Annotated in this window: 16 protein-coding genes; 9 read left to right on the forward strand and 7 right to left on the reverse strand. The window is 64.6% G+C overall.

Features of this window, described 5'->3' with window-relative positions; all coding sequences use genetic code 11:
* Position 1: 1 nt before the first annotated feature.
* Together LB519_RS25460 and LB519_RS25465 are read right to left on the reverse strand one after the other, a co-directional pair.
* Positions 2 to 1,888, reverse strand: a complete 1,887-nt coding sequence (locus tag LB519_RS25460; RefSeq protein ID WP_013529979.1) for an ABC transporter ATP-binding protein — start codon at positions 1,886 to 1,888, stop codon at positions 2 to 4.
* 29 nt (positions 1,889 to 1,917) lie between these two features.
* Complete coding sequence (locus LB519_RS25465) at positions 1,918 to 2,313, reverse strand: hypothetical protein (RefSeq protein ID WP_013529978.1); 396 nt, start codon at positions 2,311 to 2,313, stop codon at positions 1,918 to 1,920.
* 443 nt (positions 2,314 to 2,756) lie between these two features.
* Here LB519_RS25465 and LB519_RS25470 point away from each other — a divergent pair, with 443 nt between their 5' ends.
* The gene (locus tag LB519_RS25470; RefSeq protein ID WP_224621486.1) at positions 2,757 to 3,215 is read left to right on the forward strand and encodes a tRNA (cytidine(34)-2'-O)-methyltransferase; all 459 of its coding nucleotides are present in this window, start codon (positions 2,757 to 2,759) and stop codon (positions 3,213 to 3,215) included.
* A gap of 132 nt (positions 3,216 to 3,347) precedes the next feature.
* A complete protein-coding gene (gene soxR, locus LB519_RS25475) occupies positions 3,348 to 3,821 on the forward strand; it encodes a redox-sensitive transcriptional activator SoxR (RefSeq protein WP_013529976.1) in 474 nt (157 codons plus the stop codon).
* An 81-nt stretch (positions 3,822 to 3,902) separates the two neighbouring features.
* On the opposite strand, the gene LB519_RS25480 is transcribed toward soxR, so the two are convergent.
* Entirely contained in the window at positions 3,903 to 4,160 is a 258-nt protein-coding gene (locus LB519_RS25480; RefSeq protein ID WP_013529975.1) for a hypothetical protein, read from the reverse strand.
* A 114-nt stretch (positions 4,161 to 4,274) separates the two neighbouring features.
* Between LB519_RS25480 and hemF the strand changes: the two genes are divergently transcribed.
* The 3 genes from hemF to LB519_RS25495 all read left to right on the forward strand — a co-directional run bounded on the left by hemF (position 4,275) and on the right by LB519_RS25495 (position 6,180).
* Positions 4,275 to 5,189, forward strand: coding sequence for an oxygen-dependent coproporphyrinogen oxidase (hemF, locus tag LB519_RS25485; RefSeq protein WP_024504549.1), 915 nt, complete (start codon positions 4,275 to 4,277; stop codon positions 5,187 to 5,189).
* 311 nt (positions 5,190 to 5,500) lie between these two features.
* A complete protein-coding gene (locus tag LB519_RS25490; protein ID WP_013529973.1) occupies positions 5,501 to 5,761 on the forward strand; it encodes a DUF1344 domain-containing protein in 261 nt (86 codons plus the stop codon).
* Positions 5,762 to 5,994: 233 nt separating this feature from the next.
* Positions 5,995 to 6,180: a DUF1059 domain-containing protein gene (locus tag LB519_RS25495; RefSeq protein WP_013529972.1), complete on the forward strand. Its 186-nt coding sequence runs from the start codon at positions 5,995 to 5,997 to the stop codon at positions 6,178 to 6,180.
* Between the two features lies 1 nt (position 6,181).
* Here LB519_RS25495 and LB519_RS25500 read toward each other — a convergent pair whose 3' ends face one another.
* The 3 genes from LB519_RS25500 to LB519_RS25510 are packed head-to-tail and all read right to left on the reverse strand — an operon-like array spanning position 6,182 to position 8,708.
* Positions 6,182 to 7,447, reverse strand: a complete 1,266-nt coding sequence (locus tag LB519_RS25500; RefSeq protein WP_224621487.1) for a CCA tRNA nucleotidyltransferase — start codon at positions 7,445 to 7,447, stop codon at positions 6,182 to 6,184.
* Complete coding sequence (locus tag LB519_RS25505; protein ID WP_013529970.1) at positions 7,444 to 8,079, reverse strand: CoA pyrophosphatase; 636 nt, start codon at positions 8,077 to 8,079, stop codon at positions 7,444 to 7,446. Before LB519_RS25505 ends, LB519_RS25500 begins: the two co-directional genes overlap by 4 nt.
* Complete coding sequence (locus LB519_RS25510; protein ID WP_127367316.1) at positions 8,079 to 8,708, reverse strand: DUF1285 domain-containing protein; 630 nt, start codon at positions 8,706 to 8,708, stop codon at positions 8,079 to 8,081. The genes LB519_RS25505 and LB519_RS25510 overlap by 1 nt, the downstream gene beginning before the upstream one ends.
* 154 nt (positions 8,709 to 8,862) lie before the next feature.
* Between LB519_RS25510 and LB519_RS25515 the strand changes: the two genes are divergently transcribed.
* The 4 genes from LB519_RS25515 (at position 8,863) to LB519_RS25530 (ending at position 15,790) form a co-directional block, all read left to right on the forward strand.
* Positions 8,863 to 9,867, forward strand: a complete 1,005-nt coding sequence (locus tag LB519_RS25515) for an AAA family ATPase (protein WP_013529968.1) — start codon at positions 8,863 to 8,865, stop codon at positions 9,865 to 9,867.
* A complete protein-coding gene (locus LB519_RS25520; RefSeq protein ID WP_224621488.1) occupies positions 9,867 to 10,829 on the forward strand; it encodes a DUF58 domain-containing protein in 963 nt (320 codons plus the stop codon). Before LB519_RS25515 ends, LB519_RS25520 begins: the two co-directional genes overlap by 1 nt.
* Positions 10,826 to 13,648: a DUF4159 domain-containing protein gene (locus tag LB519_RS25525; RefSeq protein WP_224621489.1), complete on the forward strand. Its 2,823-nt coding sequence runs from the start codon at positions 10,826 to 10,828 to the stop codon at positions 13,646 to 13,648. The genes LB519_RS25520 and LB519_RS25525 overlap by 4 nt, the downstream gene beginning before the upstream one ends.
* A gap of 63 nt (positions 13,649 to 13,711) precedes the next feature.
* On the forward strand, positions 13,712 to 15,790 hold the full coding sequence (locus tag LB519_RS25530) for a membrane protein (protein ID WP_013529965.1): 2,079 nt from the start codon (positions 13,712 to 13,714) through the stop codon (positions 15,788 to 15,790).
* Positions 15,791 to 15,842: 52 nt separating this feature from the next.
* On the opposite strand, the gene clpS is transcribed toward LB519_RS25530, so the two are convergent.
* A complete protein-coding gene (clpS, locus tag LB519_RS25535; protein ID WP_224621525.1) occupies positions 15,843 to 16,148 on the reverse strand; it encodes an ATP-dependent Clp protease adapter ClpS in 306 nt (101 codons plus the stop codon).
* Positions 16,149 to 16,163 lie beyond the last annotated feature (15 nt).

A 16,163-nucleotide genomic window follows, 5' to 3' on the forward strand; every position in this document is an offset into this window, starting at 1 on the left:
ATCATTCTGCGGCTTGCCTCTTTGCAAGTGCGTCGTTGGCGGCGTCGGCGGGACCGTCCTCAAGCAGGAACCCGCCCGACTGGCGCTGCCAGAGCTGCGCGTAGAGCCCGCCCTTGGCGACGAGTTCTTCGTGCGAACCTTCCTCGATGACGCGGCCCTTGTCCATCACCACCAGCCTGTCCATCGCCGCGATGGTCGACAGCCGGTGCGCGATGGCGATGACGGTCTTGCCTTGCATGAGCTTGTAGAGATTCTCCTGGATCGCCGCCTCGGCTTCGGAATCAAGCGCCGAGGTCGCTTCGTCAAGGATAAGTATAGGTGCGTCCTTCAACATAACGCGAGCAATGGCGACGCGTTGCCGCTGGCCACCGGACAATTTGACGCCGCGGTCACCGACATGGGCGTCGAAGCCCTTGCGGCCGCTGGCATCCGAAAGCCCCGATATGAAGTCCAGCGCCTCGGCGCGCCGCGCCGCCTCGACAAGCATCTCGTCGGTTGCATCGGGCCGGCCATAAAGGATGTTCTCGCGCACCGAACGATGCAGCAGCGAGGTGTCCTGCGTGACCATGCCGATCTGCGCACGAAGCGAATCCTGCTTCACAGCGGCGATTTCCTGGCCATCGACCAATATCTGCCCGGCTTCGAGGTCGTAGAAGCGCAGCAACAGGTTGACCAGCGTGGACTTGCCGGCGCCGGAACGGCCGACGATGCCGACCTTCTCGCCCGGCTTCACCGCCAGCGACAGGCCCTCGATCACACCCTTCTGCTTGCCGTAGTGGAAGCGAATGTCCTCGAAGCGGATCTCACCCCTGGAGACGCTGATCTCCTTCGCGTCCGGCCGGTCCTCGACAAGGCGCGGCAGCGAGATCGAGGCGATACCGTCCTGCACCGTGCCGATGTTCTCGAACAGGCCCGACATTTCCCACATGATCCATTGCGACATGCCCCACAACCTGAGCACAAGGCCGATGACCACGGCGACCGCGCCGATCGTCACTGCTTGCCCCAGCCACAGCCACAGCGCCATCGCGGTCACCGAGAACAAGAGCAGCGCGTTCAGTATGTAGAGCGAGCCGAAAAGCACTGTCACCAGGCGCATCGACCGGTAGACCGTTTCGAGAAAGCCGGACATACCGTCTTTGGCGAATGACGCTTCGCGGCGTGCATGGCTGAACAGCTTGACCGTCTGGATGTTGGAGTAGCTGTCGACGACCCGGCCCGTCATGATCGAGCGCGCATTGGCCTGTTCCTCGCCGACCTTGCCCAGCCGGGGAATGAAAAACCGCAGCAAAAGGATATAGCCGACCAGCCAGACGCCGAGCGGCGCGGCCAGCCGCCAGTCGGCCGAGCCGACGATGAGCAGCATGCCGAGGAAGTAGACGATAACGTAATTCAGGACGTCGATCACCTTGATGACGCATTCGCGCACGGCGAGAGCCGTCTGCATCAGCTTGGTCGCGATGCGGCCGGCGAACTCGTCCTGGTAGAAACTCATCGACTGCTTGAGCAGATAGCGGTGCACCTGCCAGCGGATGCGCATGGGATAGTTGCCCATCAGCGTTTGCTGGTTGAGGAGCGAATGCAGCCATACGGTGCCCGGCAGTGCGAACAGCACGATGAAGGCCATGCCGGCAAGCTTCCAGGCTTCCGTCTGCAGGAAGGTTTCGCGATTCTGCCCCGACAGCCAGTCGACGATGCGGCCGAGGAAGCCGAACATCCACACTTCCGCGATCGCGATGGCCGTCACCAGCACTGCGTCGAAAAGGATATAGGGCCAGGCGCCGCGCGTATAATGCACGCAGAAGGCAACCAGCGTCTTGGGCGGCTCGACCGGTTCCGCCGCGGGGAACGGATCGAGCCTTTTTTCAAACCAGCTAAACAACAACATAGGTCATGCCTGTGAAATGTGTTTGCCGCTTACGCGGCACGTGAGCGTACGAAGTCCCCGGAACCCATGGCGTCGAGTGCCGACGGTCCGGAATCACCCGGACCGTCGGCAATGCTTCGCGCAATATAGGGGCTCGCGGGCTTTTCGCCGACAGCTGCGCCAGACGATCCTGACGACACGGTGCCGCCAGCCCGGTTTTTCGCGCCAGGCCGGATCAGCCGGATGATCCGGCGCACCAGCGACGGCCGCCCGGGATCGGGAACCGCGCGCGAAAAATCGACATCCGGCAGCATGCCGCGATGCGGCCGGCGGCGAACCTCGGCGTGAACCGCCGACGAATAGGTGTCGCCGATCAGCAGCGCCCAGGTCGGCAGTCGGTGGATATGCAGGCTCCTCGAGCCCGGTATTCTGTAGGGATCGAACATCGGTCCGTCCTCCGTGTGAAAATCGAGATAAAAAGGCGAAGCAATATCGTCCGCCGGCATTCGCCCGGAGGCACGCATTGCATCGGTCCGGACATGACGAGTGTCGGTCCGGACAGCTTCAGTCGGGGCGTTCAGCCCTTTTGACTTTTTGAAAAACATCGCAGGATTCCTTCGAGAGCCGAAAAATCGTTTCGGCGGGAATCGGTGCGATCAAGTCTTAGAGAGTCAGGAGAATCGTCGTACCGAAACCGCCGGCAGGCAGGTAAGCCCACGAGAGGGGCGCTGGATGTGCATGGTCATCATGAATTACCCCTCCATCGGTTCGGGTTGACAATGCTGGTTGTATACCCGACTTCGCAGAAAATGGCCACCCGCAGGTCCCGCAATTTCCAAAACCGCCAAGCCGCTGTGGCCGATCCGCCACTTATTAGAAGGACGCGGAAATGAACCGTCGTCTCCGCATCGCGCTCTACCAGCCTGACATTGCCGGCAACACCGGAACAATCCTGCGCTTCGCCGCGTGCCTCGGACTTGGCGTCGACATCATCGAACCGGCCGGATTTCCGCTCTCCGACAAGGCGCTCAAGCGAGCCGGCATGGACTACCTCGAAATGGCTGCCCTGACCCGGCACGTCGACTGGCACGCCTTCGAGGAATGGCGCAAGGCTGATTCGCACCGGCTGGTGCTGCTGTCGACCAAAGCCACGACGCCCTACACCAGCTTCAGCTTCGCGGACGGTGACGTCCTCCTGTTCGGCCGCGAATCCGCAGGCGTGCCGGATCCTGTCCATCAGGCGGCGGATGCGCGCCTGACCATCCCCATGCAGGGTACGGCGCGCAGCATCAACGTGGCGCTCTCCGTCGCCATGGTGGTGGGCGAAGCCATCCGGCAACTCGGATAACGGCACTCCGTCTCCCGACATCTTGACCCAGGCGCACATCGCCTTCTCCTTCGTTTGCACATCCAGGGTTTCTTCGCTACAAGCTCAACTTAACTTGAGGTCAAGCAGAAAAATCGGGACGGAAAATCAGACATGGCGCCTGTAACGGAATTAACGGTTGGCCAGGTGGCCATGCGCAGCGGGGTGGCGGTGTCGGCGCTGCATTTCTACGAGGCCCGCGGCTTGATCCGCAGCCACCGCACGTCGGGCAACCAGCGCCGCTACGGCCGCGACGTGCTGCGGCGCGTGGCGATCATCAAGGTTGCACAGGAGGTCGGCATCTCGCTGGCCGAAATCGGTGCCGCACTTGAATCACTGCCCGAAAGCCGCACGCCGACGCGCGACGACTGGAACCTTTTGTCGACCGCCTGGCGCGACGGGCTCGATCACAAGATCGCCCAGTTGAAGAAACTGCGCGACGGGCTGACCGACTGCATCGGCTGCGGCTGCATGTCGATCGACAAATGCCCGCTGCGCAACAAGGGTGACCGGCTGGCACGCGAGGGAACGGGGGCAAGGAGGCTGGTCGCTCTTCCTTCTCCCCGTTCACGGGGAGAAGGTGCCTGAACGCAGTGAAGGCGGATGAGGGGCGGCGCCAGCATCACCTGCCTACCGGCACCCTCTCCCCGTAAACGGGGCGACGAAATCCTAGTCGGCCGCAGGCAACCGCCTGATGGTGAACTCGATCAGGTCGCCCGGCCGCTCGAACCAGCTTTCGATCTCGGTCCAGTAGGCCTGCTTGGGAAAGCGCTCGAACCATTCCTTGGCCTTGAGCCGGGCATCGGAGCGTGGCAGCACGAAGGTCTCGCGCAGGAAACCGTCGCGCGGCATACGCACGCGCTCGGCACGGCTTTGGTCGAGCCTTTTCTTTAGGCCATCCAGCGGCGGTCTTGCCGGGGTGCGCACGAAACAACTCCTTGCACCGTAATGACACTTGACCCTGTCACCTAAGAGATTAGGGATCGCGCCGGCAAAAGACGAGTCATTTGTGGGACTCGCCGCCCCAACCGGAGACGGCATTTGGAACGACCAGAAATACCGGCGGGCCTGCCCGCCGACATCGAACAGAAGAAGATGAAGGCGCGCCTCTGGTTCGAGGCGCTGCGCGAACGCATCTGCGCCACCTTCGAGCAGATCGAGCAGGATCTTGGCGGGCCGCTGGCCTCGTGGTCGCCCGGCCGCTTCGAAAAGACGCCATGGGAACGTGACGAGGGGCGCGGCGGCGGCGGCACCATGTCGATGATGCACGGTCGCGTCTTCGAAAAGGTCGGCGTCCACACATCGACCGTCCATGGCGAGTTCTCACCCGAATTCAGGAAGCAGATGCCCGGTGCCGAGGAAGACCCGCGCTTCTGGGCATCCGGCATTTCGCTGATCGCACACCCATGGAATCCCAACGTTCCGGCCGTGCACATGAACACGCGCATGGTGGTCACATCCAGCCAATGGTTCGGCGGCGGTGCCGATCTGACACCGGTGCTCGATCGCCGCCGCACCCAGGACGACCCCGACACGGTCGCCTTCCACCGCGCCATGCAATTCGCTTGCGAGAAGAATGTCGCGGTGGCCGATTACCCAAAATTCAAGGCCTGGTGCGACGAGTACTTCTATCTGTCGCACCGCAACGAGCCGCGCGGCACCGGTGGCATCTTCTTCGACTGGCTGCATTCGGGTGAGGACAAGGGCGGCTGGAATGCCGATTTCAACTTCGTCCAGGATGTCGGCCGCGCTTTTCTCGTCGTCTACGGCCACCTTGTGCGCGCCAACTTCAACGAGAACTGGACCGATGGCGACCGTGACGAACAGCTCATTCGCCGCGGCCGCTACGTCGAATTCAATCTGCTTCACGATCGCGGCACCATATTCGGACTGAAGACCGGCGGCAATGTCGCCGCCATCCTCTCCAGCCTGCCGCCCGAGGTCCGCTGGCCGTAACAAAATGGTGAGCCCGGCGTGAGCCGCATTGATGTCCCATTCGCTCGAAATGGGCAAGGAATGTGGCACACGGTGCGGCGAAAAATTTCTTTTTCGTCTAATAGGTTCTTGAAAAGACTGGTCTATTTGTGGCGCGGGGTCGGGAAGCGCCGGCGGTTCGCCTGCGCGCAATTTCAGGAAAGTGCGAAACGGCTTTCCGACCGGAATTGCGTCAAGACAAAGCGAGCCGCGACCCGACGCGACCGGACGGCCCAAGACGACGCGGGACATCTTCGTCAAAAAGATACCCGCCTTTCCAGGAGTACTTCGCAATGCGCAAGATCATTGTTTCGGCGGCCGCCGCTGCCCTTCTCGCTTCCGGTTCGGTGGCGTTCGCCGCCGTCAAGCACACCACCGGGACGATCAAGACCTTTGACACGACGGCCATGAGCCTGGTCCTCGACGATGGATCGTCTTTTACGCTTCCCAAGACCTTCAAGGATCCTGGCCTGCAGGTCGGTGAAAAGGTCCGTGTCTCATGGGACATGAGCGGCAAGAAAAAGATTGCCGAGGCTGTCAAGATCGCCAAGTGAAGGCCTGCCCGCCAAAACGGGACGAGACGATGTCTGGCCCTGTTTCGGGGTAGTGTTTAGAGGGCGGAGCGATGCTGCTCCGCCCTTTTGCCGTTGACGGCAACCAATACCACCCCATCTGTGTTATGCTTCTCACCCGTTCGCGGTCCGCGGTTTCAACCCTGGAACCGGACATGAGCCAAAAAAAGTGCCGGAGCCTCGACCAGGCTCCACGGAGGAAAAGGAGAAATCTCATGAAGGAATTTCACTGCGGGTCGCTCGTGCCCGGCTGTGACTGGCACACACGTGCCGACGAGGAAGCCGAGGTCATGCGCCGTGCCGTCGAGCACATGCGCGAGACACATGGCGAGACGGTCATCCGCGAGACGATGATCGAGGCGATCCGTTCGCGCATCGAAAAGACCCGCGACGCGGCCTGATCTACCCGGCCTGCAAGGCTTCGGCGGCGCGCTTGAGGAGCGCGTCGCGATCAGGGGCAAACCCGGCTTCGACCCATTCCGCTTCGAGATTCCTCAGGATTTCGCCGAGTTTCGGGCCTGGAGTTGCGCCGAGCACCGTCAGATCGGCACCTTTCAGCGGAAACAACGGCTTTTCCCATTTGGTGGCGAAGCCAAGCAGGCGCGAAAAGCCACCGGCTTCGAGCAGCGCCTCATTGTCCTCGACGGCGCGCATCCTGGCTGCCGCAAGCGACAGCCGCAGACGGTCGACAAACCCCTGCCGGTCGCCGCGATAGAGCCTTTTTGCCAGTTCGCCCTCGGTCGTCTTCGGCTCGACGGCGGTGGCGAGCGCCCAGTGGCGCAGGCGATCCGCTTCGGCGGTCGAGAGTTTGAGCCGCTCGGCGAGCGACTTCATGCGAGCGGCATCGGGCGGCACGATCGCTTCCAGTCTGAGCAGCGGGTCGGGTGCCCAGCCCAGATCCTTGCCGGCCTTGGCCAACCCATGGATGGCATCGATACCCCATTTCTCGCTTTCCGGCAGCGCCGCGGTCAAGACACCTGCCTGCCGCATCCAAAGCAGCGCCCGTGACGGATCGGGCGCCGACAAAAGTTTCTTCAGTTCCGACCAGATGCGCTCGGACGAAAGCTGGGCCAGCCCTTCCTTCAGACGGGCGCAGGCTTTCAGCCCCTCGGCGTCCGGCCGTCCGTCGCCGTACCAGGCGAAGAAGCGGAAGAAGCGCAGGATGCGCAGGTAGTCTTCGCGAATGCGCGCTTCCGGGTCGCCGATGAATCGCAGCCGGCGCGCCTCGATGTCGGCAATGCCGCCGACCAGGTCGACCACCTTGCCATCGGCCTCGGCATAGAGCGCGTTGATGGTGAAGTCGCGCCGCTCGGCATCGAGCTTCCAGTCGCGCCCGAAAGACACTTTCGCGCGCCGCCCGTCGGTTTCGATATCGGCGCGCAAGGTGGTGATTTCATAGGGCTTTCCGCCGGCAACCACGGTGATTGTCCCATGCTCGATACCGGTTGGCACCGCCTTGAACCCTTCCGCTTCGGCGCGGCGGAGGGTTTCCTGCGGCAGGCAGGTGGTGGCGATGTCGATGTCGGCGACCGGCTGGTCCATCATCGTGTTGCGCACCGCGCCGCCGGCGACTCGCGCCTCTTCACCGCCTTCGGCCAATGCGAACAGCAGGCGTTGCAGATGCTTGTCGGTGAGCCAATCGGCCCTGCCCGCGATCGAGACACTCACGCATAGAGCCTTTCATAGAGAGTACGAAGGATGCCGGCGGTGACGCCCCAGATGCGCCGGTCGCCGTAAGGCATGTCGTAGAAGAACCATTCGAGATCGTTCCACATACGGCTGTCGCGCTTGTGGTTGGCCGGGTCCATCAGGAAGCGCAGCGGCACTTCGAAAGCGGCATCGACCTCGTCTGCGTTGAGCGTCAGTTGGAAACCGGGCCGCACGATGCCAAGCACCGGGGCGATGCGGTAGCCGCTGCCGGCGACATAGTCGGGCATGCGGCCGATGATCTCGATGCGATCTCGGCCAAGCCCGATCTCCTCGAAGGTCTCGCGCAGCGCCGCCGCCTCAGGGCTCGGATCGGTCGGATCGATAGTGCCGCCGGGAAAGGCCACCTGCCCCGAATGGCTGCGCAGCTTTTCGGCCCGTTTGGTCAGAAGAACCGTCGCATCGCCCTCATGATCGACCACCGGGATCAGCACCGCGGCATTGCGCAGCGCCTTGCCCTGGTTGAGGCGCGGATGGCCGGGGTTGAAGCGATGGTCGCCATAGTCGTCGTCGCCTGCATGTGCATCGGGCTGCACGGCAAAGCGCGCGCGAAAATCCGCGGATGAAAACGGCGCCGGCGTCACCTGGTCCATCACGCGCTCAACCGCTTCAACTGGTCCGCCGGCATGATCGGGAACACGGCGCCCTTGGAGCGCACCGCGAACATCGTCTCGCCGTCGATTTCGATCTCCTCGCCATGCCCGACCAGTTCATACATCACCGGCCGCGCCACCAGGGCCTCCAGACGGCCACGCACCAGCACATAGGGCTTCAACCCGCCGGTCTCGTTCTCATCGACAAACCGCAGCGGCCGTTCCGGCCCGGCTTCGACGACGTCGCCGACATTGGTGCGGAAGGTGATTGTCTGCGCCTCGCCGCTGCCCGAAACGTCCATTTCGACGGCGATGAACGGCGCATCGGCGACGCGGATGCCGACCTTTTCTACCGGTGTCACCAGATAGGTCCTGCCATCGGCGTCCTTGCGCAGCACCGAGGAGAAAAGCTGCACCAGCGGCATGCGCCCGATCGGCGTGCCCAGATAGAACCAGGTGCCGTCGGCCTTGATCTCCATGTCCAGATCGCCGCAGAAGTCGGGATTCCAGCGTTCGACAGGTGCCGCGCCCTTGCCGGCACGGGCGGCGCGCGAGATCAGCGCCTCGAGACCACGCGCCTCGGTGGCATCAGTCAGGCTTTCTTCACGATGTCCCAAGGGTCCCGTCATGGTCACGAAATAGTCACTGTTGTTCCGCTTGTCAGCCTAAGTCTGTGATTTAAGTTTCGATGTAGGCGCCACGCGAGGCCGAATCGCGGCAACTTATGGTATGGTGCAGCCGTTGTTCCAGCCATGGTATTCCAACCACAAGGATCGATGCGGCATGAGCGTGATGGTCAAGGAAAGCCCGATCAGCGAAAAGGACATGATCGCCGAGGCCGAAAAGGCGCTTGCCGACATCTCCCGGATCCGCGACGGGGTCGGCCGGGTCATCTTCGGACAGGAAAGCGTCGTCGAGCGCACGCTGGTGGCGCTGCTGGCCGGTGGCCATGCGCTTTTGGTCGGCGTGCCGGGTCTCGCCAAGACCAAGCTGGTTGAAACACTTGGCATCGTGCTCGGCCTCGATTCGCGTCGCATCCAGTTCACGCCGGATCTGATGCCGTCCGATATCCTCGGCTCCGAAGTGATGGAGCAGGACGAGACCGGAAAACGCTCCTTCCGCTTCATCTCCGGGCCGATCTTCGCCCAGCTGCTGATGGCCGACGAGATCAACCGCGCGTCGCCGCGCACTCAGTCGGCGCTGCTGCAGGCCATGCAGGAATACCACGTCACCATTGCCGGCGCCCGCCATGACCTGCCGGCGCCCTTCCACGTGCTGGCAACCCAGAACCCGCTGGAGCAGGAGGGCACCTATCCGCTGCCCGAGGCACAGCTTGACCGCTTCCTGATGCAGGTGGACATCCTCTATCCCGAAATCGAGGCGGAGCGCCGCATCCTTCTGGAAACCACCGGCATCGAGGACGCGAAAGCGCAAAACGTGCTGCAGCCGGTGCGGCTGAAGGAGATCCAGACGCTGATCCGCCGCATGCCGGTGCCTGAAAGCGTCGTCGAGGCGATCCTGACGCTGGTGCGCTCGGCGCGTCCCGGCCAAGGCAATGCCGAGACCGATAAGAACGTCGCCTGGGGTCCCGGCCCGCGCGCCAGCCAGGCGCTGATGCTGTGCACAAGGGCGCGCGCGCTTTACGACGGACGGCTGGCGCCCTCGGTCGACGACGTCCGTGCGCTGGCCGAGCCGGTGCTGCAGCATCGCATGGCGCTGACCTTCGCCGCCCGCGCCGAAGGCACCAGCGTGCGTGACGTGGTGGCGAAACTCGTGAAAGGGATTTGATGCCGCGCATCGGCGAGGTCCAGGCTCCGGCAGCGACGCGCGACGCGCTCGCCCGTGGCCGGTTGCGGGCCTCGCTTGTGCCAGACCTGCTGGTCGAGGCGCGGCGCATCGTCAACACCGTGATCGCCGGCTGGCACGGCCGCCGCAAGCGCGGCATCGGCGAGAATTTCTGGCAGTTCCGCCCCTACGTCGAGGGTGATTCCTCGCGCATCGACTGGCGCCGCTCGGCCCGCGACGACCACACCTATGTGCGCGACCGCGAATGGGAAGCCGCCCATACCGTCTGGCTGTGGGCCGACCCCTCGCCGTCGATGCTCTACAAATCGACAGGCGCCAGCGTTTCCAAGCAATCGCGCGCGCTGGTGCTGGCGCTGGCCATGGCCGAGCTGTTGTCGCGCAGCGGCGAACGCATCGCCTGGCCGGGCCTCACCGACCCGTTCACCGCCCGCAACGGCGCCGAACGCATTGCCGCCCAGTTGATGCATGCCGGCGAGCTGCCGGCAAAACCCGACCTGTCCGACATCAGGCGCTTCTGCGACATCGTCATCGTCAGCGACTTCCTCGATCCTGTCGAGGAGACGATGGCCTGGCTCGACGTGCTGGCCCGCCACGGCGTGCGTGCCCACCTGATCGAGGTCGCCGACCCGGCCGAGGAGACCTTCCCCTATGCCGGCCGCACCGAATTCACCGATCCCGAGACCGGCGACAAGCTGACCGCCGGCCGCGCCGAAATGCTGGGTGATGAGTATCGCCTGCTCTACACCGCCCGCCGCCACGAACTGGCCGCCTTGTGCAAGCGGCTTGGCTGGAGCTTTACCGTCAACCACACCGATCGGCTCGCCTCCGACGCGCTGGTGCGGCTGCACATGGCGATGACCACTGATGGCCCCTCGGTCAGGCCGACCGCTGGCGGTCGTGCAGGCATCGCTGGTGGCGATCGGCCAGGAAAGGCTGGCGCATGAGTTGGCTGCCGCTCTCCTTTGGCGTCCCCATGGTGCTGTGGGGCCTGCTGGCACTGCCGGTGATCTGGTGGCTGCTCAGGCTGACGCCGCCCAAGCCGCAGACCGAGATCTTCCCGCCGCTGAAGATCCTGGCGCGCGTACTGAAGCGCGAGGAGACGCCGCAGCAGAGTCCGTGGTGGCTGACGCTACTCAGGCTCTTGATGGCGGCCCTCATCGTCGCGGCATTGGCCGACCCGGTCTTCAATCCGCGTGAAAAGCTGCCGGCCGAAGGAGCCGCCCTTGCCCTGGTCATCGACAATGACTGGGCAAGTGCCGCCGACTGGGGCAAACGCGTCGCCACCGCCGAGCGGCTGATCAACGACGCCGGCTCCAACGGCGTGCCGGTCGTCATCGCCTTCACCGCCGAAAAAGCCAATGCCGAGATCGGCCCGTTCGATGCCGCCACCGCCCTTGACCGGCTGCGCGCCGCCAAGCCGCGGCCGATCCCGACCGACCGGCCCGCTGTCTATGCCCGCGTCGCCGGCGTGCTGGAGACCTTGCCCGGGGCCAGTGTCGCCGTGCTTGCCGACGGCCTGGCGGCAAAAGGCGATGAAGCCGCCTTCAACACGCTTTTGTCGAAAAATGCCGCCCGTGTCGTCTGGGCAACCGCCGACAGGCTGTCGCTGACGGGCCTGACCGCCGCCGACAACCAGGTCGACGGCTTTGCGCTGACCGCCATCCGCGCGCCGGGCGACCCTGCCCCGGCGCAGGTCACCGCCGGCGCCTTCGACGACAAGGGCCGCCGCATCGCCGATGCGACGCTGACCTTTTCGCCTGGCGAAACCACCGCCACCGGCACCATGGCGGTGCCGTTCGAGCTGCGCAACGACTTCGCTTCGATCGCGCTCGACGGCGAGCGGCAGGCCGGTGCGGTGCGCGTGCTCGACGAAAGCTCCAAGCGTCGCCGCGTCGGGCTGCTGTCGCAGGCCGAGGCCGACCAGGCGCAGCCGCTTTTGTCGCCGCTCTACTACATCAGGCGGGCGCTGCAGCCCTTCGCCGATCTGGTCGAACCCTCCAGCGCCGACCTCGCCGACGCCATCCCGCAGATCCTCGACCAGAAGCCCGCGATGATTGTCATGGCCGATATCGGCACCATTCCCGGACAGGTCCGGCAGAGACTTGTCGATTGGGTCGACAATGGCGGCACGCTGGTGCGTTTCGCCGGTTCGCGGCTGGCCACGGCGGGCGATGACGACGATTTGCTGCCGGTCCGCCTGCGCACCGGCGAGCGTTCGCTCGGCGGCGCGCTGTCATGGACGTCGCCGCAGCCTGTCACCGAATTCCCCAAGGCCGGCCCGTTCGCCGATCTGGCGCCGCCGGCCGAGGTCACTGTCAGCAGACAGGTGCTGGCCGAGCCGACACCCGATATCGTCGAGCGCACCTGGGCGGCCCTTGCCGACGGCACGCCGCTGGTCACCGGATTGAAGAAAGGCAAGGGCACGCTGGTGCTGTTCCACGTCACCCCTGAGGCAACCTGGTCGAACCTGCCGATCTCCGGCAGCTTCGTCGAGATGCTGCGCCGCATCGTGCAGCTGTCGCGCAACCAGGGCGCGGCCATCGCCAATGCCGAAGCCGCCGCGGCGTCGCTGGCGCCCTATCGCATGATTGCAGCCGACGGCTCGCTGGTGCCGCCGACGCCGGATGCACGGCCGCTTGTACCGGGCGCCGGCGCGCTGCCGGTGACTTTTGAAAACCCGCCCGGCCTCTATGGTTCCGAGACGGGTGTGTTTGCCCATAATCTGCTTGAAGCCGACAGCACGCTGGCCCCGCTGGCGCGCCCGCAAATCACTGTTCCCGTCACCTCGATCCAGTATGCCTTTGACGAATCGCGCAATTTGAAGGGCGCGCTGGTCGCGGCCGCCCTGGTGCTGATGCTGCTCGATACGCTGGCGGTGTTCTGGATGGGCGGCCTGTTCTCACGCCGACCGCGCCGCGCCGGTGCCATGGCAACCACCGCCGCGGTCCTGATTGCGCTGGGTAGCTTGTTCGGTCATGCCGACCTTGCCCGCGCCGACGACGCCAAGCCGGGTGACGAAATTGCCATCGAGGCGATTTCGAAGACCCGCATCGCCTATGTGCTGACCGGTGTGCCGGGCGACGATTCGATCAGCCGTGCCGGGCTCGAGGGCCTGACCCGCTTCCTGGTCGAAAAGACGGCCCTTGAACCGGGCGCGCCAGCCGGCGTCGACATCTCGAAAGACGAGCTGTCGTTCTATCCCTTGATCTACTGGCCGATCGATCCGGCCGCCCCGATGCCGAGCCAGGCCGCCATCGCCCGCATAGACGCCTATATGCAGCAGGGCGGCACGGTGCTGTTCGACACCCGCGACCAGTTCGCCAACGGCATCGGCGCCGATTCGACCAGCCCGGCGACGGAGCGGCTGCGCGACATCCTCGGCAACCTCAACGTGCCGCCGCTGGAGCCGGTGCCGTCCGACCACGTGCTGACCAAATCCTTCTTCATCCTGCCCGAATTCCCCGGCCGCTTCGCCGGCAGCCCACTGTGGGTCGAGGCGTCGCTCGACGCCAGCAATGCCGAGAACCGGCCGGTGCGCACCGGCGACGGCGTCTCGCCTATCATGATCACCGCCAATGATTTTGCCGGCGCCTGGGCGGTCGACGAGAATGGCGATCCGCTGCTGCCGACCGTACCGGCGGACCCGATGCAGCGCGTCTACGCGCTGCGCGCCGGCGTCAACATCATGATGTACATGCTGACCGGCAACTACAAATCCGACCAGGTGCACGTGCCCATACTGCTCGAACGGCTGGGGCAGTAAGATGAGTTTGTTTGGTTCCCTCCGGTCGCGGATAAACCCTCCCCAAAAAGAGGAGGGTAAGGGATGAACTGGTCGATTTCCTTCGAACCGCTGATCTCCTGGCCCCTGTTGGCCTTGGCGCTGGTGCCGCTGGCGCTGCTGGCGCTTGTCGGCCTGTGGTTTCGCCAGCGCGGCTCGGTCTTCCGCTTCATCGCCCTTTTGGCGCTCGCCGCCGCTTTGTTCAACCCGGTGTTCCTCAACGAGGAGCGCGAGCCGCTGAAAAGCGTTGTCGCCCTCGTCGTCGACCGCAGCCAGAGCCAGGATATCGGCGATCGCACCAAGCAGACCGACGAGGCGTTGGCCGGGCTGCAGCAGCGGCTTGGCCGCTTCAAGCAGTTCGACGTGCGGGTCGTCGAGGCCGGCAAATCCGAGGCCGCCGAAGAGCGCACCGAGACACGGCTGTTCGGCGCGCTTGAAGGCGCCTTCCGCGACGTGCCGCCGTCACGCATCGGCGGCGCGATCATGATCACCGATGGCGAGGTCCATGACGCGCCGCCGGGCGCGCCCGATTTCAACGCCCCGCTGCATGCGCTGATCACCGGCAACGACCACGAAAAGGACCGCCGCATCCGCTTCGAGAACGCGCCGCGCTTCGGCCTTGTTGGCAAGCCGCTCGACATGACCTACCGCGTCATCTCGACCGAAAACGAGACTGGCCCGGTCGATGTGCGCGTCTCGGTCAATGGCGAGCAGGTCGCCGTCGAGCACGCCACCGTTGGCCAGGCCATGCCGCTGCAGGTCACCATTCCGGGTGCCGGCCGCAACATCGTCGAACTCGCCATCGATCGCGAGCCGGGCGAACTGACCGACACCAACAACCGCGCCATCGCACTGATCGACGGCATTCGCGAGAACCTGCGTGTGCTGCTCGTCTCCGGCGAGCCGCATGCCGGCGAGCGCACCTGGCGCAACCTGCTGAAATCCGACGCCTCGGTCGATCTTGTCCATTTCACCATCCTGCGGCCGCCGGAAAAGCAGGATGGCACGCCGATCAACGAATTGTCGCTTATCGCCTTCCCGACCCGCGAACTGTTCGTCGAGAAGATCAAGGATTTCGACCTCATCATCTTCGACCGCTACCAGCATCGCGACGTGCTGCCGATCCTCTATTACGACTACATCTCCGAATATGTCGAAAAGGGCGGCGCGCTGCTGATCGCGGCCGGCCCCGAATATGCCGGCGAAAGCTCGATCGCGCGCACGCCGCTGATGGCCGCCCTGCCGGCGATGCCGACCGGCGAAGTTGTCGACAAGGCCTTCTATCCGCGCCTCACCGAACTCGGCCAGCGCCACCCGGTGACGCGTGGGCTCGATGGCTCGGCCACCGAGCCGCCGCACTGGAGCCGCTGGTTCCGCACCATAGGCGTGCAGAACCCGGAAGGCGAAGTGGTCATGAAGGGCGCCGACAACCGGCCGCTGCTGCTGCTCGACCGCAAGGGAGAAGGCCGCGTCGGCATGCTGCTGTCCGATCAGGGCTGGCTGTGGGCGCGCGGCTTCGAGGGCGGCGGCCCGCATGTCCAGCTTTATCGGCGCATCGCGCACTGGCTGATGAAGGAGCCGGAGCTCGAGGAGGAGCGGCTGACCGCCGATGGTCGTGGCATGGTGCTGGAAATCCGCCGCCAGACGATGGCCGACGATCCCGGCGCCGCGCAGATCATCACTCCGTCCGGCAAAACCTTGACGGTCAAGCTCGAAAAAGCCGAGCCCGGGGTCTTCCTCGGCAGCGTCGAGACCAGCGAGATCGGGCTCTACCAGGTCGCCAATGGCGACCTCACCGCGCTCGCCCATGTCGGGCCGGTCAACGCACCGGAATTCGCCGACGTCATTTCCACCGAAAACCGGTTGAAGGCGCCGGCGGAAGCCACCGGCGGCAGCGTGCGCCGGCTGGCGTCTTCCACAGCCCTTGGCAGTGACGTGACGCTGCCTTCCATCGTGCCGGTGCGCTCGGCTGGTGCCGCATCCGGCAGCGACTGGATCGGCCTGCGCACGACAGACGACAGCGTGCTCAAAGCCGTCTCGCGCGTGCCGCTGTTCGGCGGCTTCCTCGGCCTCGGCCTGCTGCTTCTGGCAATGGGTTCGATGTGGTACCGCGAGGGACGGTAGCGCGGCGCTCTTTTTCCTTCTCCCCTTGGGGGAGAAGGGAAAGCCCCCTGCTCTACTCCTCCGGCTCCGTCGTGAACATCAGCGGATAGCCCTTGGCCTTGCCGGCTTCGGTGGCGCGCGTCGCCTTGGTCTCGGCGACATCCTTGGTGAACACGGCGACGACGCAGACGCCACGCCGATGCGCAGTGATCATCACCCGGTGCGCTTGGTCCTCGCTGAGTTTGAACTCGCCCTTCAGCACCGTCACCACGAATTCGCGCGGCGTGAAATCGTCGTTGATGAGGATGACCTTGTAGAGTTTTGGCCGTTCGACTTGCGGCTTGATCTGGGTACGCGGTTTTGTGGTGATTTCGGGCATCGGAACCGACAGTTT

Source organism: Mesorhizobium sp. AD1-1, assembly GCF_020164655.1.
GTDB lineage: Bacteria > Pseudomonadota > Alphaproteobacteria > Rhizobiales > Rhizobiaceae > Mesorhizobium > Mesorhizobium ciceri.

What these genes read in the sequence shown, in the direction of transcription:
- LB519_RS25465 (WP_013529978.1), bottom strand. Translation starts at nt 2,313, where the DNA reads ATGTTCGATCCCTACAGAATACCGGGCTCGAGGAGCCTGCATATCCAC.
- LB519_RS25495 (WP_013529972.1), top strand. Translation starts at nt 5,995, where the DNA reads ATGAAGGAATTTCACTGCGGGTCGCTCGTGCCCGGCTGTGACTGGCAC.
- LB519_RS25520 (WP_224621488.1), top strand. Translation starts at nt 9,867, where the DNA reads ATGCCGCGCATCGGCGAGGTCCAGGCTCCGGCAGCGACGCGCGACGCG.
- LB519_RS25530 (WP_013529965.1), top strand. Translation starts at nt 13,712, where the DNA reads ATGAACTGGTCGATTTCCTTCGAACCGCTGATCTCCTGGCCCCTGTTG.
- LB519_RS25470 (WP_224621486.1), top strand. Translation starts at nt 2,757, where the DNA reads ATGAACCGTCGTCTCCGCATCGCGCTCTACCAGCCTGACATTGCCGGC.
- LB519_RS25460 (WP_013529979.1), bottom strand. Translation starts at nt 1,888, where the DNA reads ATGTTGTTGTTTAGCTGGTTTGAAAAAAGGCTCGATCCGTTCCCCGCG.
- LB519_RS25490 (WP_013529973.1), top strand. Translation starts at nt 5,501, where the DNA reads ATGCGCAAGATCATTGTTTCGGCGGCCGCCGCTGCCCTTCTCGCTTCC.
- LB519_RS25510 (WP_127367316.1), bottom strand. Translation starts at nt 8,708, where the DNA reads ATGACGGGACCCTTGGGACATCGTGAAGAAAGCCTGACTGATGCCACC.
- LB519_RS25505 (WP_013529970.1), bottom strand. Translation starts at nt 8,079, where the DNA reads ATGGACCAGGTGACGCCGGCGCCGTTTTCATCCGCGGATTTTCGCGCG.
- LB519_RS25525 (WP_224621489.1), top strand. Translation starts at nt 10,826, where the DNA reads ATGAGTTGGCTGCCGCTCTCCTTTGGCGTCCCCATGGTGCTGTGGGGC.
- clpS (WP_224621525.1), bottom strand. Translation starts at nt 16,148, where the DNA reads ATGCCCGAAATCACCACAAAACCGCGTACCCAGATCAAGCCGCAAGTC.
- soxR (WP_013529976.1), top strand. Translation starts at nt 3,348, where the DNA reads ATGGCGCCTGTAACGGAATTAACGGTTGGCCAGGTGGCCATGCGCAGC.
- LB519_RS25515 (WP_013529968.1), top strand. Translation starts at nt 8,863, where the DNA reads ATGAGCGTGATGGTCAAGGAAAGCCCGATCAGCGAAAAGGACATGATC.